Raw genomic sequence first — 22362 nt, forward strand, 5'->3', positions numbered from 1 at the left:
GTTCCTGTATCGGTATCGGTCGTCCATCTCCCGGAACACGCGGTGTCCTGCACTGTCTGCAGGGGATGAATAGGAACCATTCGGCCATCACTGTCCGCCTCCTGCAGGGCGGGCACGCCCAGGCCAACAAGGAGAACTACACATGACTATCTGGCTTATCGCCTTCGCCTTCATGCTGCTGATCATGGCCGCCATGGCCGTCGGCGTGATCATGGGTCGCAAGCCCATCGCCGGCTCCTGCGGCGGCCTCAACCAGCTCGGCCTCAAGGATGGCTGCGAGATCTGTGGCGGCAAGGACGAGGTCTGCGAGGAAGAGAATCGCAAGGCCGGCAGCGCCCGTCGCCGCAGCGACGAGAGTCGCGGCGCCGACCTGGGATATGACGCCAGCCGTCGCTGATCATGTAGGCCGTCTTGCCCAGTTGCTTGGCCCCCGGTTGCGAAAGCCACCGGGGGCCTTCTCGTCTGAATGCTACGGGTTGCGATTGTCCCGCAGCTCGTGAGCGAAGCAGGGCGGTGAAGCGGGTTCGATGTCCGCAGCGTCCTCCTCGCGCAGTACGAAGAGCAGCCAGTCGCGCAGGATGGGCAGGGGGGAGGTGTCGATATCGCGCTCCGCGGTCAGCAGGGTCAGCGGGCCGCGGCGGGCGAGGCGCATCAGCGGCACCAGCCGTTCGGGATGGTCGCGCAGTTCGCCGCGGTAGCGCACGGCGAAAACACCTTCGCTGATCTCGCCCTGGCGGTACTGGCGATGCAGCGCGGTACTGGGGGAGGCGTCCCGGTACCACTCATCGAGGGCCAGCGCCTCGCGGCGGCGTCCGCGGGGCCATAGGCGGTCGACCAGCAAACGCGCACCATCCTCCTCTGCTACCGACTGATAGACTCGTTTTAGTCCGATCCGGTAGCTCATGATGACCTCTCGCTCACGCGTGCCAGCGCCTCGCGGCTGCGTTCCTGCCAGCGCCCGGGCAGCGCCGCGGCACGCTCGAGAGCTTCCAGGGCCTCGTCTCTGCGTTCCGCCGATTCGAGGGCGAGACCCAGGTTGAGCCAGGCCGGGGCGAGGCTGGCATCCGCCGCTACTGCCTCCCGGAAGGCGCCGATGGCGCCCTCGAGATCCGCGGCGGCGTGGCGCGCGTTACCCAGTGCGAAGTGGGCCATGGCGTGGTCGGGGAAACGGCTGGAGAGTGCCTCCCAGGCGGGCAGCGCCGCCTCGGCCCCGCGGACTCCCTCGAAGTCGCCGATGGCCTGCAGGGCGGCCTGGGGGGAGATGGTGGCCGGTAGTTCCCCCGGTGACAGCGCCACGAAGGCCCAGCGGTCGCTGCGCGCCCAAGTGGCGTCGAAGGGGCGGAAGGACTCCACCCGCTGGGCCTCCATGCCGCTATGCAGGATCATCTCCCGGGCCTCCAGGTCGTAGCCGATGGCCACGGCATAGTGCCACACGGGCCAGGCGGGCAGTGACAGGTTCTGCATCACCACCACCGGGTGGCCGGCATCGAGTTCGGTCAACAGGGTATCCATGCGGCCTTCGATCACGAAGGGAATCCGCCCGTGACGGCGCACCGTGGCCAGCATCTCGGGCTGTACGCTGCCTTCGCGACCGGGGGTGAAGACCTGGGGAATCAGGGTGTCGACGTCGGTCTCGACACCGTCGTGCTGCAGTGCCATGGCAAGCGAGGCCGGCCCGCACTGGTAGTCGCGCTGGCCATGGAAGGGGACATCATCGAGCAGCACCCGGGGTGCTATGGCCTGTCGGGTGGTGTCATCGAGGCGGGGTGCCGAGGCACAGCCGGCGAGCATCAGCAGCATCAGCACCAACGCAAGAACGCCCGCTGGGCGGGCGTTCCTGACGCTGGTCGGCTGCCGTTCAAGGCAGTCGATCATGCTGGCACCCATTCAGCGAGTGAAGGGGAAGACGTTGGTCAGGCCGAGGATATCGGTCACCAGCAGGATCACGAAGACGGCGAACAGTGCGCCTACCACGCTGGCACCGGCGGGCATCTGGTCGAGACGCTCGGCCATCTGGGCGGCTTCGGCGTCGGAGAGGGCGGCGACACGGGCCTCGACTTCGGCGGGGTCCACACCCTGGGCGACCAGCTGGTCGCGAACGTCATCCCGTGCGAGTACGGCGTGAATCCGCTCGCGATCGGACTGGGCGCGCTCGGCGGAGAGGGCGTCCTGGGTGGTGATCATGCCGCCGGCGGGTGCGGGGGCGGCGGCGACCGGCAGGCTGCCCAGCACCAGGGCGGCGATCAGCAGCGGGCTGAGGAAACGGCAGATCTTCTTCATCATGTCGGTGTTCCTTCTTCTTCGAGTGGGCTTCCGGCTCCAGGATGATCCACGCGTCGCGTCCGGCGAGTGTGTGGCGTCACGATGATGCTTGCCCAGTATAGGACGAAATGGCGTTCGATTTCATACCCTTGTCATCACGATTCAAGGCTATTGCAGATAGCTGGCATTGCTCGGGGCTGTTCCGTCGACAAGCCTGCGGGGAGCCGCTGTGAATACTTCCCTGTACGCTACCGACGCCCTGCTTCGCTCTCGCGTCCCGCTCCGCTTGCAGGTCCGGTGCTGGCCATCCATGGCCAGCCCGTTCGGAGCAGTGCTCCTCACCCCTGGCGTAGGACCTCCCCTTCGGCTTGTCCCCGGCGCCCCTCGCTCCTGATAGTAGCCATAGTAACAATCAGGCATCAGCCAATGCGGTAGGAGGAGGGCAGTTCGGCGAGCAAGCCGCGGCCGCCGGCGAGTGTCAGCGCCAGGTCGTGGAGGCCGTCCTGCAGCGGCAGGGCGGCGGCACCCTTGATGGAGAGGTCAAGGCGCTGGGCGAACAGCAGCAGCTTGTGCAGGCGCTTCACCGGAAGGCGGCCGAGGGCCTGCTGGTAGGCGGGGCGGCGTTTCTCGAAGATGCTGGGTTTCTGGGCCTTGCAGGCGTGGTCAAAGCTCTGGCCCTGGTCGAGATGCTGATGCAGTGAGAGCAGGGTACGCAGCTCCCGAGTCAGGGCCCACAGCACGATGGGGGGCTCCACGCCTTCGCCGGCGAGGCCGGCCATGATGCGAGCGACCCGCGAGCGTTCGCCCTTGAGGCAGGCATCCACCAGGGTGAAGACGTCGAAGCGGGCGCTGTCCTCCACGCCGCCGGCGACATCCCGCGGCCCGACCCGGCTGCCCTGGGGCAGCAGCAGGGCCAGCTTCTGCAGCTCCTGGTCGGCGGCCAGCAGGTTCCCTTCGGTGCGTTCACCCAGCAGGCGTGCGGCGTCGAGATCGAGGTTGAGGCCGTGGCGAGTGGCCCGGTCGCGCAGCCAGAACCCCAGCCGCGAGACGTCCACCGGCCACACCGGCACGAAGAGTCCCGCCTTGTCGAGGGCCTGGAACCAGGCGCTCTTCTGCTGGCGGAAGTCGAGCTTGCCCATGGCCAGCAGCAGCACGTTGTCGCTGCCCTTCATCTCCTCGGCGTAGGCCCTGAGGGCCTTGGCGCCCTCCTGGCCCAGGTTGCTGCCGGACAGGCGCAGCTCGATCAGCTTGGCACTGGTGAACAGCGACAGGCTGGCCGACGCCTCGTGCAGGCGCCCCCAGGCGAAATTGCCCTCCACGTGCAGGATCTCGCGCTCCTCGATGCCGCGCTCGCGGGCAGCGGCGCGCACGGCGTCGCAGGCTTCCATATGCTGCAACGGTTCTTCGCCGGCGACGATCACCACCGGTGGCAGCTTCTTCGCCAGGGCATCGGCCAGTTTGTCTGGGAAGACTTTCAACGAGTGTATCCTTTGCCAACGGGGCTGATCCGGGGACAGGTCTGCGAGGAGGCGCTGTGAACCCCTCCCTGGGCGCTACCGATGCCATCCCTGGCATAGGACCTCCTCTCCGACCTGTCCCCGGCGCCCCTTTCCCGGTATCTCAAGCTTTGGAATCTATAGTGAGCGCAGCTGCTCGATCAGCTGGCGCACGGCTTCCTCGAGCAGCGCCTCCTTGGCTTCGTCGCGGCGCTGCTCGCGGCCCAGGAGGTCGCCATCATCCACGCTGTAGCCGCGGCTGACCTCGAGGCGCTGCTGGTCGAGCAGGTAGGCACCATCGGCGCGCTGCACCGAGAAGGGGGCGACGAGGTGCATCTCCTCGTCGCGGGGGCCTGAGTCCAGCACGCTCAGCCGCCGCTGGCGGAACTCGGGTTGGCCCAGGTTGAGAATCAGCCCGGCGCCGTCGTGCACCCGGGTACCGGCAGCCGTCAGGCGCCGTTCGGCGAGCCGCGCCAGGTCGCTGTCGGGCCCCGCCAGGGCGAGCTCCCTCAGCGGTGCCGAGGGGCTGTCGAGGCCGCGCAGGCGAAAACCGCAGCCGGCGAGGGCCAGCCCGGCACCGCCGGCCAGGCTCAGGGTGAGGAAGGTGCGTCGCTGCATGGGTCGCTCCCTGTGTCGTGGCGGGGTCAGCCCACCACGATATTGACCAGCTTGCCCGGCACCACGATCACCTTGCGCACTGTTTTGCCTTCGGTGTGGCGCTGGACGTTCTCGGCGGCGAAGGCCTCGGCCTCGGCCGCGGCCTTGTCGGCATCGGCGGGTACCTCGATGCGTGCCCGCAGCTTGCCGTTGACCTGCACCACCAGCTCGATGGTGTCGCGGGTCAGGGCACTCTCGTCGACCTCCGGCCAGCGGGCGTCGATCGCCGGTTCCGCGTGGCCCAGCGCCGACCACAGCGCATGGCAGGCATGCGGTGTGATGGGGGCGAGCAGCAGCACGCAGGCTTCCACTGCCTCGCGTGCCACGGCGAGGTCCAGGGGCGAGGGCGTGGCGCTCTGCTTGTGGAATTGCCCGATGGCGTTGGTCAGCTCCATCACCGCGGCGATGGCGGTATTGAAGGTGGTGCGCCGGCCGATGTCGTCGCCGGCCTTCTTGATGGTCTCGTGGGTCTTGCGGCGCAGTTCGCGCTGGGCGTCGTCGAGGGCATCGACCTCGAGCCGGCCGGGCTCGCCCGCCTCGAGGTGCTCGTTTACCAGACGCCACAGGCGCTTGAGGAAGCGGTGAGCGCCCTCGACGCCGGCGTCGGACCACTCCAGTGACTGCTCCGGCGGGGCGGCGAACATCATGAATAGGCGCACGGTGTCGGCGCCGAAACGGTCGATCATCGACTGCGGGTCGACCCCGTTGTTCTTCGACTTGGACATCTTCTCGATGCCGCCCATCTCCACCGGCTGGCCATCCTCGATGAGCACGGCGCTCACCGGCCGCCCCTTGTCGTCGCGCTTGACCTCGACGTCGGCGGGGTTGAACCACTGCTTGGCGCCGTTGGGCGCCTCCCGGTAGAAGGTCTCGGCGATCACCATGCCCTGGGTGAGCAGGCGCTGGAAGGGCTCATCGACGTTGACCAGGCCCAGGTCGCGCATCAGCTTGGTGAAGAAGCGTGCGTAGAGCAGGTGCAGGATGGCGTGCTCGATGCCGCCGATATAGAGGTCCACCGGGAGCCAGTAGTCGGCGCGCTCGTCGAGCATCGCCTCCTGGTTGTCGGCGCAGCAGAAGCGGGCGAAGTACCAGGAGGACTCCATGAAGGTGTCGAAGGTGTCGGTCTCGCGTACCCAGCCGTCGCCCAGTTCGGAGAACTCCGGCATGCGCTTGAGCGGCGAACCGGTGGCATCCACGGTGACCTCCATGGGCAGAGCCACCGGAAGTTCCGCGTCGGAGAGCGGTGCGGTCTGCCCCTCGGGGCCATACTTCACCGGGATCGGTGCTCCCCAGTAGCGCTGGCGAGCCACGCCCCAGTCGCGCAGGCGGTAGTTGGTCTTGACCTCGCCGCGGCCGAGCTCGGCGAGCCGGGTGGCGATGGCATCGAAGGCCGCCTCGAAGCCCAGGCCGTCGAACTCGCCGGAGTTGATCAGGATGCCGTACTCGTCATGGGCGCCCGCGGAGAGGTCCGGTACCTGGCCGCTGCCATCGGCGATCACCGGTTCGATGGGGATGCCGTACCTGGTGGCGAACTCCCAGTCGCGCTGGTCGTGGGCGGGCACCGCCATCACCGCACCGGTACCGAACTCCATCAGCACGAAGTTGGCCACATACACCGGCACCTCGCGGCCACTGAGCGGGTGCACCGCCACATGCCCGGTGGGCATGCCCTTCTTCTCGCGGGTGGCCAGTTCGGCCTCGGTGGTGCCGCCCTGGGCGCACTCCTCGCGGAAGGCAGAAAGCGCCGAGTTGCTCTCCGCGGCCTGTTTCGCCAGCGGGTGGTCCGCGGCCACGGCCACATAGGTGACCCCCATCAGGGTGTCGGGGCGGGTGGTGTAGACCGAGAGGGGCTCGCAGGCGGTGCCGTCGGCGGTCTTGATGTCGAACGAAAGCTCCACGCCGCGGGACTTGCCGATCCAGTTACGCTGCATGGTCTTGACCTGCTCGGGCCACTCGATGTTCTCGAGGTCGGCCAGCAGTTCCTCGGCGTAGTCGGTGATGCGCAGGAACCACAACGGGATCTCCTTGCGCTCCACCAGGGCGCCGGAGCGCCAGCCGCGACCGTCGATCACCTGCTCGTTGGCGAGCACCGTCTGGTCCACGGGGTCCCAGTTGACCGTGGACATCTTCTTGTAGACCAGCCCCTTCTCGACCAGCTTGGCGAAGAACCACTGCTCCCAGCGATAGTAGTCCAGGTCGCAGGTGGCGAACTCGCGGCTCCAGTCATAGGCGAAGCCCAGCGCCTTGAGCTGGTTGCGCATGTAGTCGATGTTGGCGTAGGTCCACTCGGCGGGCGGCACCCGGTTCTGGATCGCCGCGTTCTCGGCCGGCATGCCGAAGGCGTCCCAGCCCATGGGCTGCAGCACGTTCCTGCCCTGCATGCGCTGGTAGCGGGAGACCACGTCACCGATGGTGTAGTTGCGCACATGCCCCATGTGCAGCTTGCCGCTGGGGTAGGGGAACATCGACAGGCAGTAGAACTTCTCGCGGCTGGCATCCTCCACCGCCTTGAAGCACTGGTTCTTGTCCCAGAACTGCTGGGCGTCGCGTTCGATCTCTTGGGGCTTGTACTGTGCGTCCATCGCTGTCAACGGGTACCTTGGCTGTCGGTTCGGCGCGCCGGAGGCGCACGCTCGAATGGCTTGTCCGGCGTCATGTTCCCTGTGCATGCTGGCGACAAGGCGTTGAACTGACGGCGGGAAGTCGTCTAAATGGTAGGCAGAGGATACCCCAGCACGGCCTTGCCCGGCTATGGCCGGCAGATGCGCCCTATCCGCACACGAGGAGAGCAACATGAGTGAGACAGACCCCAAGGATCCCCAGGAGCATCGCCTGCGGGACGGCTATGAGCGCATGCTGGACCGCCTTCGCGAGGGTGCCCATGAGCTGACCTGGGAGAACCTGCAGAAGGAGCTGGACGACGCCGTGGAGTTCGAGTCCGAGCTCGAGGAGTTCACCAGGGATGAGCTTGCCCTGCTGCGCGCCTGGGTGGAGCGTGACCTCAAGGACATGCGGCGTTACCTGAGCGCCGGTGGTGAGGGCGTGGCCGCCTGGCTGGGCATCGATCTTTCGGCGCTGTCGCGCAAGGTCAGCGAGTCGCTGCTCTCCATCGCCGACCGCAGCGTGGTGGAGCGGGAGCGCTTCGAGGAAGATCTCGAGGCCGCACGCGCCGACTACTGTGAGGGCGAGATGGCGGTGCCCGGCCGACTGGCCTGCGTGCACTGTGATGCCGAGGTGGAACTGCCCGAGATGACCCGCATCGAACCCTGCCACCAGTGCGGACATCGCTACTTCCGGCGGGTGTCCCGCTAACGCCGCGGTGGTCCCAAGGGGATGGGCTGTCAGCGTCGGCAGTCCATCCTCATGCAAAAGTCGCTATGTACCTGTCGCAGGGCCGTCTGGGTTAGGCGGCCGAAGTGCTTGGCGACAAGTGATTCGTTCAGCGTGTAGACCTTGCCAGTGCGAACCCAGCTCGGTTTTGGCAGTTGACCTTGCTGCATGTGTGACGGGTCGAGAGCGACGGCTTGGGTATGCTGCTGGCGGGAAGTGATGGCAAGGCATGGGAAGTCGCCTCTCTCGTCCGGCGCGCCTAACAGCACCACGGGCCGTCGTTTATGACTGGTAAGGTCCGTGTAGGGAAACGGGATCAGGACGATATCGCCCGGCTCAAGCGTCATTCCATACCTCGTCTTCGGTGCTGTCCCAGTCGTTCGCGAGGCTGGTCTGCTGAGCCGCCATGAAGTTCTTCTGCTGCTCATTCTCCAGACGCTCGCGCAGGAAGTGCGCGAAGTCGAGGACCTCCTGCTGGCGGTCTTGAGGAAGGAGTCGTAGCTCTTCGATGATCTTCTCGGCAGTATCCATTTGGTATCTCTCCCCAGGCGTCGCAGATACTTTTTTAGTATATCACCTGGTGTGCGGGCCACTTTCCTAGAGCCACGCATCCAGCAGCAAGATGCCTCCCACTACCAGCGCGGAGAGGGCGGCGGCGTAGCCCAGGTTGTGGCGCATCATGCGTGTGCCGCTGACGCCGTAGCGGCCCTGCAGGGAAAGGTTGATGCCGGAGAGCGGCCCCACTGAGGTGCCTACCGCCCAGGCGGCCAGAGCGATGAAGGCGAACAGTGTCTGGCGGTCGCCCGAAAGCTCCAGCATCGAGGCCAGTACCGAGACGCCGATGATCGGATGCAACCCGACGACGGCGCTGACCACGATGGCCAGGAAGCTGGCGACGGCCTGGGGGGCGGCGAAGTGCTCGAACAGTTGCCATTCGCTGCCCGTGGCGGCGGTGATGTAGGCCGATAGCCCCTGGGTGAGCAACCCGGCGCAGAGGAACAGCGAGATCTCGCCGCGCATCGCCGGTAGCCGCTCCAGGGCATGGCCACGCACCCGCTGCAGGGTCCAGCGTGGGCCACGGGGCAGGTTGCTGGCCAGCGCCACGCCGGGCAGCAGGAAGGTGATGATGCTGACGATGGAGAGCCACGGGGTCAGTCCGTAGTGGAACAGCATCACCAGGCTCGCCATGGCCACCGGCATCAGCAGGCTCCTTGGCGACAGCGAGTAGCCTGCCACCGTGTCCAGATCGAAGCGTCGTGACAGATCGAGCAGCGACAGGGTGCCGGCGGCCAGCCCGAGGGGCAGGCCGAAGGCGAGGATGGTGGCATAGTTCATCTGCGGCGCCAGGGTCATCACCACACCCATGGAGGCGAAGAAGGGCGACCACAATGCGGCGCTGGAGAGGCCGCGATTGAGGGCCAGCAGCTGTGGCAGGCTCATCTCGCCATGGCGACGCAGGCGGTCGCCGACCATGAACACCGTGGAGAGGTTGAGGATCGCGCCGAGCAGGTGGACCCCGAGCCAGGTGCTGCCAGTACCGCGTCGGCCGGTCAATGCGCTGCCCGGGGGCGGTGCATGCCCCTGGCGGGTGCCGATCAGGCCGATGAAGCTTACTCCGACCAGCATGGCGACCACGTAGCTGTTGCCATCCAGCAGATGTATCCAGGCGATCTCGGCGTCGTGGAACAGTGCCGCGGCAAGCAGCAGCGTTACCCCCAGTCCTGCCAGGATGGTCGCCTGGCGACGATTGCCGCGCTTCAAGTCGGGCCACAACAGGCCCACCGCCAGCCAGAAGGCGACGCTGACCACCGGCAGCGCCACGGGCAGCCCGGCCAGTCGCATGACCTGCAGCACCAGGCCGGCCAGGATCAGGCCTCCGGCGAAGGCATGGCGCAGGGGTGTCGGTGTGGCGTCCATGGTGGGCAAGGGCTGCGGTCTCCTGAAGGGAAATAAGCAGTCTAACCAACTTCACCCGGAATCGTCTTCGCCGCGGGCTCGCGCGCCGCCTCGAGCTGCTCGAGCATGGCCCGGGTCGCGTTGGAGAGCGTCCTGTTGCGGTGCACCAGATAGCCCAGCGGCCGGTAGATCGGCGGCTGCTCGACCTCGAGTTCATGCAGCTCGTCCGCCACCAGCCGCTCGGGCAGCAGGCTCCAGCCCAGGCCGATGGCGGTCATCATCTTCAGGGTCTCCAGGTAGTTGGTGGAGAGCGCCACCGGCAGGTGCAGGCCGGCGGCTTGGAATCGCGCCTCGATCAGACCACGGGTGAAGGTCATGGGGCCGGGGAGCACGGCATCGAAGTCGCACAGCTCATCGAGTCCCAGCCGCATCCGGCGTGCCAGCGGGTGGTCGTGGGCACACACGAAGCACAGGCGGTCGATCCACACCGGCACCACCTCCAGCTGGGCGTGCGGATGTGGCGCCAGGGTCACCACGGCGATCTCCAGCGAGCCATCCAGCACCCCCTGGTAGGCTTCCTCGGAGTCGAGGAAGTGCAGGTCGAGGCGCACGTCGGGATGGGCTCGGGTGTAGGCCTTGAGCAGCGGAGGCAGTCGGTGCAGGCCGATATGATGGCTTGTGGCCAGGGTCAGGCTGCCCGCCACGCTGCCTTCGAGGTTGCCCAGCGCCCGGCGGCTGTCATTCACCATCATCAGGATCTCGCGGGCACGGGGCAGCAGCACGCGTCCGGCCTCGGTGAGGGTGACGCGCCGGCCTATGCGGTCGAACAATCGGGCGTCGACCTGGCCCTCGAGCACGGCGATGCGCTTGCTCACCGCTGGCTGGGTCAGATGCAGCTGCTCGGCGGCACGCGAGAAGCTGCTGCACTCTGCCACGGCGAGGAAGGCCTGCAGGCTCTGGGTATCCACGGCGCCTCCGTAATGGATTCCATATGGGAATGAATTACATAAATAACATGAATTGATTTTATGGACGAGGGGCGGGAAACTGCTGCCATAGCGCCAACGCCGAGCCCCGCACGGTGCTTTACGCAGCAGCGGCGCCGGGGGCAGACCGCAAAGGAGGTCCTATGCCAGGGATGGCATCGGTAGCGTACAGGGATGTATTCACAGCGCCTCCTTGGAGGTCTGCCGCCGGGAAAGCCGCGCCGGTGGCGCAACTCCAAGACCGGAAATGACAGCAGGGCCCAGGGCCCGGGAGAACGATATGGCAGGCCAGACACTCTACGACAAGCTGTGGTCGCAGCATCTCGTCAAGGAGCGCGATGACGGCACCGCGCTGATCTACATCGACCGCCAGCTGCTCCACGAGGTGACCTCGCCCCAGGCCTTCGAGGGGCTGCGGCTGGCGGGTCGCAAGCCGTGGCGCATCGATGCCAACCTGGCTACGCCGGACCATAACGTGCCCACCACCCTCAAGGAGCGTGCCGAGGGCAATGCCGGCATCAAGGACCCGGTGTCGCTGATCCAGGTGCAGACCCTGGACGACAACTGCGGCGAGTTCGGCATCGAGGAGTTCAAGATCAACGACCCGCGCCAGGGTATCGTCCATGTGGTGGGTCCTGAGCAGGGCGCCACCCTGCCGGGCATGACCGTGGTCTGCGGTGACTCCCATACCGCCACTCATGGCGCCTTCGGCGCCCTGGCCCATGGTATCGGCACCTCCGAGGTGGAGCACGTACTGGCCACCCAGTGCCTGCTGGCCCAGAAGATGAAGAACATGCAGGTGCGCGTCGAGGGCCAGCTCGGCACCGGCGTCACCGCCAAGGATGTGGTGCTGGCCATCATCGGCCGCATCGGCACCGCCGGCGGCACTGGCTACGCCATCGAGTTCGCCGGCAGCGCCATCCAGGGCCTCTCCATGGAGGGCCGCATGACGGTGTGCAACATGGCCATCGAGGCCGGCGCCCGGGTCGGCCTGATCGCCGTGGATGACACCACCATCGACTACCTGCGCGACCGCCACTACGCTCCCAGGGGCGAGCAGTGGGAGGCCGCCGTGGCCGACTGGCGCGGCCTGGTCTCGGATGCGGACGCCGAGTTCGACAAGGTGGTGGTGCTGGATGCCGCCGAGATCGAGCCGCAGGTCAGCTGGGGCACCAGCCCCGAGATGGTGACCGGCGTTTCCGGCGAGGTCCCCGATCCCGCCGAGCAGGATGATGACACCGTGCGCAACGGCTATACCCGTGCGCTCCAGTACATGGGGCTCTCGCCTCGTCAGAAGATCACCGACATCCGCCTCGACAAGGTGTTCATCGGCTCCTGCACCAACTCGCGCATCGAGGATCTGCGCGAGGCGGCCAAGGTAGCACGAGGCAAGAAGGTCGCCGACTCCATCAAGCTGGCCATGGTGGTGCCGGGCTCCGGCCTGGTGAAGCGCCAGGCCGAGGCCGAGGGGCTCGACAAGGTGTTTATCGAGGCGGGCTTCGAGTGGCGCGAGCCGGGCTGCTCTATGTGCCTGGCCATGAATGCTGACAAGCTGGGGGCCGGCGAGCACTGCGCCTCCACCTCCAACCGCAACTTCGAGGGGCGCCAGGGCTATGGCGGTCGCACCCACCTGGTCAGCCCGGCCATGGCTGCCGCCGCCGCTATCGCCGGTCATTTCGTGGATGTGAGGCAGCTTGCCGCCAACGACGACGCCCAGGCGCAGGAGGCCTGAATCATGAAGAAGTTCGAACGTAGCGAAGGTCTCGTCGCCCCTCTCGACCGGGCCAATGTCGACACCGACCTGATCATTCCCAAGCAGTTCCTCAAGTCGATCAAGCGCACCGGCTTCGGCGTCAACCTGTTCGATGAACTGCGCTATCTGGACGAGGGCTACCCGGGTCAGGACTGCTCTCAGCGGCCGATCAACCCCGACTTCGTGCTCAACCAGCCGCGCTACCAGGGTGCCAGCGTGCTGCTGGCACGGCGCAACTTTGGCTGCGGCAGCTCCCGTGAGCACGCCCCCTGGGCGCTGGAGGACTTCGGCTTCCGGGTGGTGATCGCGCCGAGCTTCGCCGACATCTTCTACAACAACGCCTTCAAGAACGGTCTGCTGCTGGTGACCCTGCCCGAGGAGACGGTAGAGCGCCTGTTCCAGGAAGTCGCGGCCAACGAGGGCTACGCCCTGGACGTGGACCTCGAGAATCAGCGCATCACCACGCCCTCCGGCGAGGTCATCGAGTTCGAGGTGGACCCGTTCCGCAAGCACTGTCTGCTCGAGGGACTCGACGACATCGGCATCACCCTGCAGGACGAGGACGCCATCCGTACCTTCGAGGCGAAGCATCGCGCCGCTCGGCCCTGGCTGTTCCGCGATAGCGCCCAGGCCTGACCCACTCACGCTCTTGCCGCCTGGATGCGGGGCTGATCCGGCGGCAGGCCTGCGAGGAGGCGCTGTGAACCCATCCCTGGGCGCTACCGACGCCATCCCTGGCGTAGGACCTCCTCTTCGGCCTGCCCCCGGCGCCCCGCTGCAAGTCCGGCGGTAACCCGACAAGGAAGACGCAATGACACAGAAGATTCTGGTACTGCCGGGCGACGGCATCGGTCCCGAGATCACCGTCCAGGCCAGCCGCATCCTGGCCGCCTGCCAGGCCCGTGGCCTGGATGTGGAGGTCGAGGAGGGGCTGCTGGGTGGCGCCGCCTACGACGTGCACGGTGAGCCGCTGCCCGCCGAGACCCTCGAGAAGGCCAAGGCCGCCCGTGCCATCCTGTTGGGTGCCGTGGGTGGCCCCAAGTGGGACAGGATCGAGGATCTCGCCAAGCGGCCGGAGAAGGGGCTGCTTGGCGTGCGCAAGCAGTTGGGCCTGTTCGGCAACCTGCGCCCGGCCATCACCTATCCGCAACTGGCCGAGGCCTCCAGCCTCAAGCGTGAGCTGGTCGCCGGCCTCGATATCATGATCGTGCGCGAGCTCACCGGCGGCATCTACTTCGGCCAGCCCCGCGGCATCGAGGAGCGTGACGGCGAGCGCGTCGGCTTCAACACCTACGTCTACTCCGAAAGCGAGATCGAGCGCATCGGTCGCGTCGCCTTCGAGATGGCCCGGAAGCGCAACAAGAAGCTGTGCAGCGTGGACAAGGCCAACGTGCTCGAGGTCACCATCCTGTGGCGCGAGGTGATGGAGCGGCTGGCGCCGGAGTACCCCGACGTCGAGCTCTCCCACATGTACGTCGACAACGCTGCCATGCAGCTGGTACGCGCCCCCAAGCAGTTCGACGTGGTGGTCACCGGCAACATGTTCGGTGACATCCTCTCCGACGCCGCCGCCATGCTCACCGGCTCCATCGGCATGCTGCCCTCCGCCTCACTCAACGAGAGCGGGCAGGGCATGTACGAGCCCTGCCACGGCAGCGCCCCGGATATCGCCGGCCAGGGCATCGCCAACCCGCTGGCCACCATCCTCTCGGTGGCGATGATGCTGCGCTACTCCCTGGACGAGCCAGCGCTGGCGGAGCGCATCGAGGCGGCCGTGGGCAAGGTGCTGGACGACGGCCTGAGAACCGCCGATATTGCCTCCGAGGGCACGCGCACCGTCTCCACCAGCGAGATGGGAGATGCGGTGCTGGCAGCCTTCGAGGCGCTCTGATCTCGATTATTGTGGGAGCCCGATTATTGTGGGAGCCCGATATTGTGGGAGCCCGATATTGTGGGAGCCCGATTTATCGGCGATTGCGGTGGTACAAGGGCGTCTGCCGGCGCCATCGCGCAGAATCTGCGCTCCCACGAAGAGCGATAGCCCTGAGTCGTTACCGGGCCCGCCTGCGAGGCGGGCCCGGTTTCTGTATAATATGTCCCACATTCGATTTCTGGAGGACTTCACATGTTGAAAGTCGGTTTCGTCGGTTGGCGCGGCATGGTGGGCTCGGTACTCATGCAGCGCATGGTGGAGGATGGAGACTTCAAGGGCATCGAGCCGGTCTTCTTCACCACCTCCCAGGTCGGTCAGGCCGGCCCGGATGTGGGAGTGGACGTGCCAGCACTCAAGGACGCCTTCGACCTTGACGCGCTAAGGGCGCTCGACGTGATCGTCACCTGCCAGGGCGGCGACTATACCAAGAAGGTCTACGCTGACCTGCGCCAGGCAGGCTGGAAGGGCTACTGGATCGATGCCGCCAGCACCCTGCGCATGGAAGATGACGCCACCATCGTGCTCGACCCGGTCAACCGCCATGTGATCGATGCCCAGCTGGCCCGTGGCGCCAGGACCTTTGTCGGCGGCAACTGCACCGTCAGCCTGATGCTGATGGGCCTTGGTGGACTGTTCGAGGCGGACCTGATCGAGTGGATGACCTCCATGACCTATCAGGCGGCCTCCGGCTCCGGCGCCAAGCACATGCGCGAGCTTCTCAACCAGATGGGTGGCCTGCGTGACAGCGTGGCCGACGAACTGGCCGATCCGGCCAGCGCCATCCTCGATATCGACCGCAAGGTCACCGCGGCGATGCGCTCGGGTGACTTCCCCACCGATAACTTCGGCGCGCCGCTGGCAGGTAGCCTGCTGCCGTGGATCGACACCAAGCTCGACAACGGCCAGAGCCGCGAGGAGTGGAAGGGCTCCGTGGAGACCAACAAGATCCTCGGTCTCCAGGACAACCCCATCCCCATCGATGGCCTCTGCGTACGGATCGGTGCCATGCGCTCCCATAGCCAGGCCTTCACCATCAAGCTCAAGAAGGATGTGCCTCTGGACGAGATCGAGGATCGTCTGGCCAAGCACAACGATTGGGTCAAGGTGGTGCCGAACGACAAGGAGGCGACCATCCGCGACCTGACGCCCTCCGCCGTGACCGGTACCCTCGGCGTCCCGGTGGGTCGCCTGCGCAAGCTGGCTATGGGTGGCGAGTACCTCTCCGCCTTCAGTGTCGGCGACCAGCTCCTCTGGGGTGCCGCCGAGCCGCTCAAGCGCATGATCGCGATCCTCAAGCAACAGTAATCGCGCCGCTGTGCCAGCGGCCGTTCGACAACGGGGCGTCTCCTTGGGGAGACGCCCCGTTGTCTGTTCGTGAGCGATGCGTGTGTCGCGTCAAGCATCAATGGCTTACGTTGAAGGGCAGTGGGCTCGAGATGACGTTCATGGGCGCAGAGGTAGCAGATTTATGATACATAGGCCGTAAGAAATATATGACATAACGGCCTCGCTTCGGCTGACGTGATGCGTCAGGCTCGCCGACGTCTGCAAGGGAATCTCATGAAACGCAAGCTGACACTCGCCATGCTGCTCTCGCTCTCCGCTGCCAGCCCCATGGCACTGGCCCTTGGGCTCGGAGAGGCGGAGGTGCGTTCCACGCTCAATGCGCCACTGCGCGCCTCGGTTCCCCTGGTTGATGCCGCCGGCATCCAGCCCGGCCTGCTCAACGTCTCGGTGGCCGACGAGCGTGCCTATGCCGCCGCTGGCCTCACGCGCACCCCGCTTGCCGCCAGCGTGAGGCTGTCGGTGGAACGTCGTCAGGGGCGCCTGTTCGTCGATCTCACCAGCGAGCGGCCGGTGCGCGAGCCCTGGCTCGACCTGATGTTGCGCTTCGACTGGCCCACCGGCCAGCAGGTGCGCGAGGTGACGCTGCTTCTTGATCCCCCCAACTACGACGAGATGCCGGCGCTGGTGACCGGCAACCGGCGCGTCGTGGCTTCACCCACGACGACCTCTCCCGCGTCGGCGCAGATGGACCGGCAGCCGGCCGCAGCGCCGTCGCCCCGTCCGGCCGCCACCACGAACCGGGATCCCGCCTGGGTACGCAGCGGCGACACCCTCTGGGGAGTGGCCGGCCGCCTGAGACCGGACAGTGGCATCAGCATGAACCAGATGATGGTGGCGCTGGTGGCGGCCAACCCCGAAGCCTTTCCATCGGGCAACGTCAACGCCATGCGTGCCGGCGTCACGCTGGCGGTCCCCGATCGCGCGACCATCGCCGCACGCTCCGAGGCGGATGCCGACCGCGTCGTCAGCGCCATGAACCAGGCCTGGGCCAATCGCGGCAGTGGTGCCCCTGCCCGTGTTCCGTTGGGTGGCTCGGAGACTTCTCCGGCGAGTGCGGTGGCCAGCGCATCGGAGGCGTCCCCGGCATCCCGGGAGGCCCAGGCTCCCTCCCCCGATGAGGCAGAGGCAGTGGCGTCCACTGAGGACGCCACTGACGAAGAGGCGACGGGTGATGAAGCTGTCCAGGGCGAACCCCAGGCAGCCGATGAAGCCGCTCCCGCACCCCGCTTGACGCTGCTGACAGATGCCCAGTTGGCGGCGGAGCAGGTGCTGGCCGCCGATGCCGAGGGTGTCGATGGTGACAGCTCCGTTGAAGGCGATGTGGATGTGGCTGACCAGGGTGAGGGCGACAGCGAGGTGGTGGCTCGTGTCGAGATCGACCCCGAGTTGCTCGAGGCGCTCTACGGCGAGGGAGAGCTCAGCGAGGACCAGCGCCTGCTGCGCCTGGAAAACCGCTGGCAGCAGAGCCAGGCTCAGCTGGAGGCGGTGCAGGAGGAGCGCGACGAGCTGCAGCAGGAGCTTGGCGATATGCGTGACGAGCTGGCGGCGTTGCGTGACCAGCTGGCTGCCCTGACGGCCGGCGGCAGCGGCGTCGATGCTCCCGGCGGCGGTGGACTCGATGCCACCTCCGGTGAGGATCAGGAGGCCCCCTGGTGGGGCAGTCTCTATCCGGGGGAGCTGGACCGTAACCTGATGCTGGGGGGCGCCGGCCTCGCCGCGCTGCTCGCGCTTTGGCTGGCGGTGCGTCGGCGTCGTGGCAGGGAGGAGGGCGCCTCGCCTGAGGGTGGTGGGGTGCGCGTCGCCATTCCGGGGGCAGCCTCGCCGGTACGCCCATCCACCACGACCGCTGACGATGGCCCGTCTGCCGCCGACGCCTCGCCTGACGATACCGATACCTCGGTACGTGCCAGCCTGCCCCAGGCGGAGGCCATCAACGAGGCCGATATCTTTATCGCCTACGGTCGCTACGACCAGGCACGCGAACTGCTTGAAGCGAACCTGGCCCGGGAGCCCGAGCGGGACGACCTGCGCCTCAAGCTGCTGGGCGTCCACCTGGAGCAGGGCAGTCGCGAGGCCGCCGAGCGCGAGCTGGCCAACCTGCGCGAGGGGGGTAGCCCGGCGGTGATCGAGGAGGCCGAGGGGCTGATGGCACGTCACGGCCTCTCCACCGAGCTGCCTGGGCGCGTCGCCCCCGAACCGCGCGGTGAGCGTGCCGACTTCGGCGAAGCGGCGGCCTTCCCGCCGAGACGCTTCGACCAGCCGGCCGACGCCGATACGGACGAGCCGGAAGCGGAGTCAGGAGCCGAGTCGGGAATCGAGCGCCAGGGCGATCAGGAGCCATCGGCGTCGGCCGCCGAGCCGTCGCCTTACCGACGCCCGGAGGTCGCCGATGATATTGGCGCGATGCCCGATCGCGAGGCCGAGTCAGTGCCAGAGCCAGCGCCCCAGCATGAGCCGGGCCTGGCGCAGGAATCCAGCGATGAAACGGAGCCCGAGCGCAAGCCAGCAGCGGAGTCCGAGGCGGAGCCGGAAGAGGCCTCGCCGTTGCCCGAGGTGGCCACCCGCAGCCTCGACGACGGCCGTGAGGTGATCGACTATCGTCCGCCCAGCCTCGATGCCTCTTCTCCTTCACGGGAGGAGACGCCCATGCAGCCCAGCGTCGATTTTACCCCCGGGGGCCTGGGCGTGGCCGAGAAGGGGGCCGGCTTCGACGAGGGAGAGAGTTTGTCGCGTGGCGATGCCGGCAAGGCGTCCGAGGGGCCGCTCGGTAGTGACTGGGAAGTCGAGGAGGTTTCCTTCCCGCCCCTTCATGCGGATAATGAACGGCTTTCCGTCAGCGCTGCCGAGCGCCTGGCCGAGACCCGTCGCCTGGTCGAGGCCGGCGAAGCCGGCCAGGCCCGAGAACTGCTCGATGAGTTGAGTCGCAGCGACGACCCGGCGATTCGCGACGAGGCCCTGGCGCTGCTCAGACGACTGGATGCCTGATCACCGCATGACCCTCTTTCAACACCTCGATGAACGCACCCCCATGACCGGACGCCTGGCCATGGGGGTCGAGTATGACGGCAGCGGCTACTGCGGCTGGCAGTTCCTCAAGCATGCCCCCTCCGTGCAGGCCTCTCTCGAGGAGGCCCTGGCCAAAGTGGCCAGCACACCGATACGCATTCACGCCAGCGGCCGCACCGACTCCGGTGTCCATGCCACGCGCCAGATCATCCACTTCGATGCCCCGGTGCCGCGTTCCCAGAAGGCCTGGGTGTTCGGCACCAATGCCAACCTGCCGCGCGACATCGCCGTGCGCTGGGTCACCGAGGTGTCCGATGACTTCCATTCGCGTTTCAAGGCCCTGGCACGCCGCTATCGCTACGTGCTGCTCAACCAGCCGAGTCGACCGGTGCTGGAGCGCGCCAACGTGACCTGGTGCCGTGACCCCCTGGACGCCGATGCCATGCACCGCGCCGCCCAGGCGCTGGTGGGCGAGCATGACTTCTCCAGCTTTCGTGCCGCCGGCTGCCAGTCGAAGACTCCCTGGCGCCACCTGCACTTCATCGAGGTGCATCGTCACGGCCCGCTGGTGGTGGTTGACGTCCAGGGCAATGCCTTCCTGCACCACATGATCCGCAATATCGTCGGCGCCCTGGTCACGGTGGGGCGCGGCGAGCGTGGCGACGACTACCTGAGCGAGCTGATGGCGCTGAAGAACCGGCGGCTTGCCGACGTCACCGCCCCGGCCTGCGGCCTGCACTTCGTCGACTCCCTCTACGACGAGAAGTGGGGGCTGCCTCGCGAGCCGCTGGGGCCCAACCTGCTAGCCTTCCTGGGGGAGTGGACCGGCGAGCGAGCCTTGCCGGACTGCCCCATGGTCGAGTTCCGTCGCGGGCGACCGCTGGCCGCCAGCCAGGAGGCCACATGAGCGGACGCACTCGCGTGAAGTTCTGCGGCCTGACCCGTGCCGAGGACGTGGATGCCGCGGTGGCCGCGGGTGTCGACGCCCTGGGCTTCGTGCTCTGGCCCGGCAGCAAGCGTGCCATCGATGAGCAACGGCTCGAGGAGCTCGCCGCCCGGGTGCCGGCCTTCGTCACCCGGGTGGGCCTGTTCGTCGACGCCGACCCCGCGTGGATCGACTGCTGTATGCCCCATCTCGACCTGATGCAGTTCCACGGCAACGAGACGCCGGCCGAGTGTGCCCGCTTCGAGCGTGCCTGGATCAAGGCGCTGCGCATGCGCGACGACCTCGACCTTGGGGCGGCCGCGGAGGAGTATGCCGGGGCTCGGGGGCTGCTGCTCGATGCCTATCGCCCCGGCGTGCCGGGGGGCACCGGCGAGACCTTCGACTGGTCGCGGATCCCCGCAAGCCTGGCAAAACCTGTTATTCTCGCCGGAGGATTGAGCGCGGCCAATGCGGCCGAGGCCATCGCGTCGGTCGCACCCTTCGCGCTTGATGTCTCGGGTGGCATCGAGGCCGCGCCGGGCATCAAGGATGCCACGCGCATGGCGGCCTTCATGGCGGCGGTGCGTGACGGCGACCGGCGCCGCCCCTGAGCGCTGCGCGCCGACTCCGGCACATAGCAAAAGCCCCTGTAACCCCCAAGCCCTTTCCCAATGGCGACCTGTGAGGTGTCTTTCGTGAGCAAGTTCAGTGACCTGACCCGACTGCCGGATGCCCGCGGCCACTTTGGCCCCTATGGCGGCCGGTTCGTCTCGGAGACCCTGAGCTTCGCCCTGGACGAGCTGGAGAAGACCTACCTGAGTCTTCGCGATGATCCGGTATTCCAGGCGGAATTCGACTATGACCTGGCCCACTATGTGGGTCGGCCTTCTCCGCTCTATCATGCCGAGCGGTGGTCGAAGCGGCTCGGTGGGGCGCAGATCTGGCTCAAGCGCGAGGACCTCAACCACACCGGCGCCCACAAGGTGAACAACACCATCGGCCAGGCGCTGCTTGCCAAGAAGAGCGGCAAGCCGCGGGTGATCGCCGAGACCGGTGCCGGCCAGCACGGCGTCGCCACCGCTACCGTGGCGGCACGGCTGGGCCTCGAGTGCGAGGTCTATATGGGCGCCGAGGACATCCAGCGTCAGAAGCTCAACGTCTATCGCATGCGCCTGCTGGGAGCCAACGTGATCTCGGTGGAGTCCGGCACCCGCACCCTCAAGGACGCCATGAACGAGGCGCTGCGCGACTGGGTCACCAATGTCGACAACACCTTCTACATCATTGGTACCGTGGCCGGCCCGCACCCCTATCCGATGCTGGTTCGCGACTTCAACGCCGTGGTGGGTCGCGAGGCACGCCGCCAGTCCTTCGAGGAGTTCGGCAAGCTGCCCGATGCGCTGGTCGCCTGCGTGGGCGGCGGCTCCAACGCCATGGGGCTGTTCTACCCCTTCGTCGAGGATGACGAGGTCGTGATGTACGGCGTCGAGGCCGGCGGCGACGGCGTCGAGACCGGTCGCCACGCGGCGCCGCTCTCCTCAGGCGCGCCGCGCGGCGTGCTGCACGGCAATCGCACCTACCTGATGTCCGACGAGGGCGGCCAGGTCTCCGACACCCACTCGGTGTCCGCGGGCCTCGACTACCCGGGCGTGGGTCCTGAGCATGCGCTCTGGAAGGATGTCGGCCGCGTCAACTACGTGGCCGCCAACGACACCGAGGTGCTCGAGGCGTTTCGCGAGCTGACCCGCGTCGAGGGCATCATGCCGGCCCTGGAGTCTGCCCATGCCCTGGCCTATGCCAAGGTGCTGGCACCGACCATGCGCCCCGACCAGAACATCGTCGTCAACCTCTCCGGTCGCGGCGACAAGGACATCATGACCGTCGCCAAGATCGACGGGATCGAATTCTAGATGACGGGCCAGACCATGAATCGTATCGACCAACGCTTCGCCGAACTCAAGTCCCAGGGACGCCGTGCACTGATTCCCTACATCACTGCCGGCGACCCGTCGCCCGAGCACACCGTGGGGTTCATGCATGCTCTGGTGGAGGCGGGGGCCGACGTCATCGAGCTGGGGGTGCCGTTCTCCGACCCCATGGCCGACGGTCCGGTAATCCAGAAGGCGTGCGAGCGTGCGCTCAAGCATGGCGTGCGGCTCAGCCACCTGTTCGAGATGGTGCGCGAGTTCCGCCAGACCGACACCACCACCCCGGTGGTGCTGATGGGCTACCTCAACCCCATGGAGCGCATCGGCCTGGCTGCCTTCTCCGAGCAGGCCGCGGCGGCCGGCGTGGACGGCGTGCTGGCGGTGGACATGCCTCCGGAGGAGGCCGAGGAGCTCGGGCCGCTGCTCAAGTCCCACGGGCTTGCCTCGATCTTCCTCGTCGCGCCTACCACTTCCGAGGAGCGGGCCGCTACAATATGCGCCCATGGCGAGGGCTATCTCTACTACGTCTCGCTCAAGGGCGTCACCGGCTCCGCCATCCTCAATGCGGCGGATGTGGCCGAGCACCTGGCGCCGCTGCGGCGCATGACCGATCTGCCGCTGTGCGTGGGCTTCGGTATCCGCGACGGCGCCTCCGCCGCCGAGGTGGGCAAGGTGGCCGACGGCGTCATCGTCGGCTCGGCGCTGGTCAGCCGTATTGCCGCCAATGCCGAGACGCCCGAGGCGATTCCCGCCGAGCTCAAGGCGGTATTGGGCGAGATGCGTCAGGCCCTGGACGCCCTGGGCGCTTGAGCCTCGCCACACGAATCGATCCATGCATCCGGG

At 67.1% G+C, this 22362-nt stretch carries 21 protein-coding genes; 11 read left to right on the top strand and 10 right to left on the bottom strand.

Annotated features, from left to right (window positions below; genetic code table 11):
• The first annotated feature begins 142 nt into the window (after positions 1-142).
• Entirely contained in the window at positions 143-397 is a 255-nt protein-coding gene (nqrM, locus tag LWH48_RS05525; RefSeq protein ID WP_161432789.1) for a (Na+)-NQR maturation NqrM, read from the top strand.
• Between the two features lie 72 nt (positions 398-469).
• On the opposite strand, the gene LWH48_RS05530 is transcribed toward nqrM, so the two are convergent.
• From LWH48_RS05530 to leuS, 6 genes are all read right to left on the bottom strand, one after another.
• Positions 470-904 carry a DUF488 domain-containing protein gene (locus tag LWH48_RS05530; RefSeq protein ID WP_232911769.1) on the bottom strand — a complete coding sequence of 145 codons (435 nt, stop codon included), beginning with the start codon at positions 902-904 and terminating at the stop codon, positions 470-472.
• Positions 901-1875, bottom strand: a complete 975-nt coding sequence (locus LWH48_RS05535) for a PA2778 family cysteine peptidase (protein WP_232911770.1) — start codon at positions 1873-1875, stop codon at positions 901-903. The genes LWH48_RS05530 and LWH48_RS05535 overlap by 4 nt, the downstream gene beginning before the upstream one ends.
• Positions 1876-1887: 12 nt before the next feature.
• Complete coding sequence (locus LWH48_RS05540) at positions 1888-2280, bottom strand: PA2779 family protein (protein WP_161433153.1); 393 nt, start codon at positions 2278-2280, stop codon at positions 1888-1890.
• Positions 2281-2681: 401 nt separating this feature from the next.
• Complete coding sequence (gene holA / locus LWH48_RS05545) at positions 2682-3740, bottom strand: DNA polymerase III subunit delta (RefSeq protein ID WP_232911771.1); 1059 nt, start codon at positions 3738-3740, stop codon at positions 2682-2684.
• A gap of 156 nt (positions 3741-3896) precedes the next feature.
• On the bottom strand, positions 3897-4376 hold the full coding sequence (locus LWH48_RS05550; protein WP_232911772.1) for an LPS-assembly lipoprotein LptE: 480 nt from the start codon (positions 4374-4376) through the stop codon (positions 3897-3899).
• A 26-nt stretch (positions 4377-4402) separates the two neighbouring features.
• Positions 4403-6997 carry a leucine--tRNA ligase gene (gene leuS / locus LWH48_RS05555; protein ID WP_232911773.1) on the bottom strand — a complete coding sequence of 865 codons (2595 nt, stop codon included), beginning with the start codon at positions 6995-6997 and terminating at the stop codon, positions 4403-4405.
• A gap of 211 nt (positions 6998-7208) precedes the next feature.
• On the opposite strand from leuS, the gene LWH48_RS05560 reads away from it, so the two are divergent.
• Positions 7209-7727: a zinc ribbon-containing protein gene (locus LWH48_RS05560; protein ID WP_161432795.1), complete on the top strand. Its 519-nt coding sequence runs from the start codon at positions 7209-7211 to the stop codon at positions 7725-7727.
• Positions 7728-7756: 29 nt separating this feature from the next.
• On the opposite strand, the gene LWH48_RS18425 is transcribed toward LWH48_RS05560, so the two are convergent.
• The 4 genes from LWH48_RS18425 to LWH48_RS05575 form a co-directional block, all read right to left on the bottom strand.
• Positions 7757-8173: a type II toxin-antitoxin system PemK/MazF family toxin gene (locus LWH48_RS18425; protein WP_420841759.1), complete on the bottom strand. Its 417-nt coding sequence runs from the start codon at positions 8171-8173 to the stop codon at positions 7757-7759.
• On the bottom strand, positions 8082-8276 hold the full coding sequence (locus LWH48_RS05565; protein WP_161432797.1) for a DUF2281 domain-containing protein: 195 nt from the start codon (positions 8274-8276) through the stop codon (positions 8082-8084). The genes LWH48_RS18425 and LWH48_RS05565 overlap by 92 nt, the downstream gene beginning before the upstream one ends.
• Before the next feature lie 66 nt (positions 8277-8342).
• Positions 8343-9662: a hypothetical protein gene (locus LWH48_RS05570; RefSeq protein ID WP_232911791.1), complete on the bottom strand. Its 1320-nt coding sequence runs from the start codon at positions 9660-9662 to the stop codon at positions 8343-8345.
• Positions 9663-9703: 41 nt separating this feature from the next.
• Positions 9704-10609, bottom strand: a complete 906-nt coding sequence (locus LWH48_RS05575) for a LysR family transcriptional regulator (protein WP_232911774.1) — start codon at positions 10607-10609, stop codon at positions 9704-9706.
• Between the two features lie 298 nt (positions 10610-10907).
• Here LWH48_RS05575 and leuC point away from each other — a divergent pair, with 298 nt between their 5' ends.
• The 9 genes from leuC (at position 10908) to trpA (ending at position 22329) form a co-directional block, all read left to right on the top strand.
• Positions 10908-12359 carry a 3-isopropylmalate dehydratase large subunit gene (gene leuC / locus LWH48_RS05580; protein ID WP_232911775.1) on the top strand — a complete coding sequence of 484 codons (1452 nt, stop codon included), beginning with the start codon at positions 10908-10910 and terminating at the stop codon, positions 12357-12359.
• 3 nt (positions 12360-12362) lie between these two features.
• The gene (gene leuD, locus LWH48_RS05585) at positions 12363-13016 is read left to right on the top strand and encodes a 3-isopropylmalate dehydratase small subunit (RefSeq protein WP_232911776.1); all 654 of its coding nucleotides are present in this window, start codon (positions 12363-12365) and stop codon (positions 13014-13016) included.
• 175 nt (positions 13017-13191) lie between these two features.
• Positions 13192-14271: a 3-isopropylmalate dehydrogenase gene (leuB, locus tag LWH48_RS05590; protein ID WP_232911777.1), complete on the top strand. Its 1080-nt coding sequence runs from the start codon at positions 13192-13194 to the stop codon at positions 14269-14271.
• Between the two features lie 234 nt (positions 14272-14505).
• The gene (asd, locus tag LWH48_RS05595; RefSeq protein WP_232911778.1) at positions 14506-15618 is read left to right on the top strand and encodes an aspartate-semialdehyde dehydrogenase; all 1113 of its coding nucleotides are present in this window, start codon (positions 14506-14508) and stop codon (positions 15616-15618) included.
• Positions 15619-15873: 255 nt separating this feature from the next.
• On the top strand, positions 15874-18645 hold the full coding sequence (locus LWH48_RS05600; protein ID WP_232911779.1) for a FimV/HubP family polar landmark protein: 2772 nt from the start codon (positions 15874-15876) through the stop codon (positions 18643-18645).
• 7 nt (positions 18646-18652) lie between these two features.
• Positions 18653-19573: a tRNA pseudouridine(38-40) synthase TruA gene (gene truA, locus LWH48_RS05605; protein WP_232911780.1), complete on the top strand. Its 921-nt coding sequence runs from the start codon at positions 18653-18655 to the stop codon at positions 19571-19573.
• Entirely contained in the window at positions 19570-20202 is a 633-nt protein-coding gene (locus LWH48_RS05610) for a phosphoribosylanthranilate isomerase (RefSeq protein ID WP_232911781.1), read from the top strand. The genes truA and LWH48_RS05610 overlap by 4 nt, the downstream gene beginning before the upstream one ends.
• A 60-nt stretch (positions 20203-20262) precedes the next feature.
• On the top strand, positions 20263-21501 hold the full coding sequence (gene trpB / locus LWH48_RS05615) for a tryptophan synthase subunit beta (RefSeq protein ID WP_161432806.1): 1239 nt from the start codon (positions 20263-20265) through the stop codon (positions 21499-21501).
• Positions 21502-21516: 15 nt separating this feature from the next.
• Positions 21517-22329, top strand: a complete 813-nt coding sequence (gene trpA / locus LWH48_RS05620) for a tryptophan synthase subunit alpha (protein WP_161432807.1) — start codon at positions 21517-21519, stop codon at positions 22327-22329.
• The last annotated feature ends 33 nt before the right edge of the window (positions 22330-22362 follow it).

The organism is Halomonas sp. G15 (genome assembly GCF_021282295.1).
Classification (GTDB): Bacteria; Pseudomonadota; Gammaproteobacteria; order Pseudomonadales; family Halomonadaceae; genus Halomonas; species Halomonas alimentaria.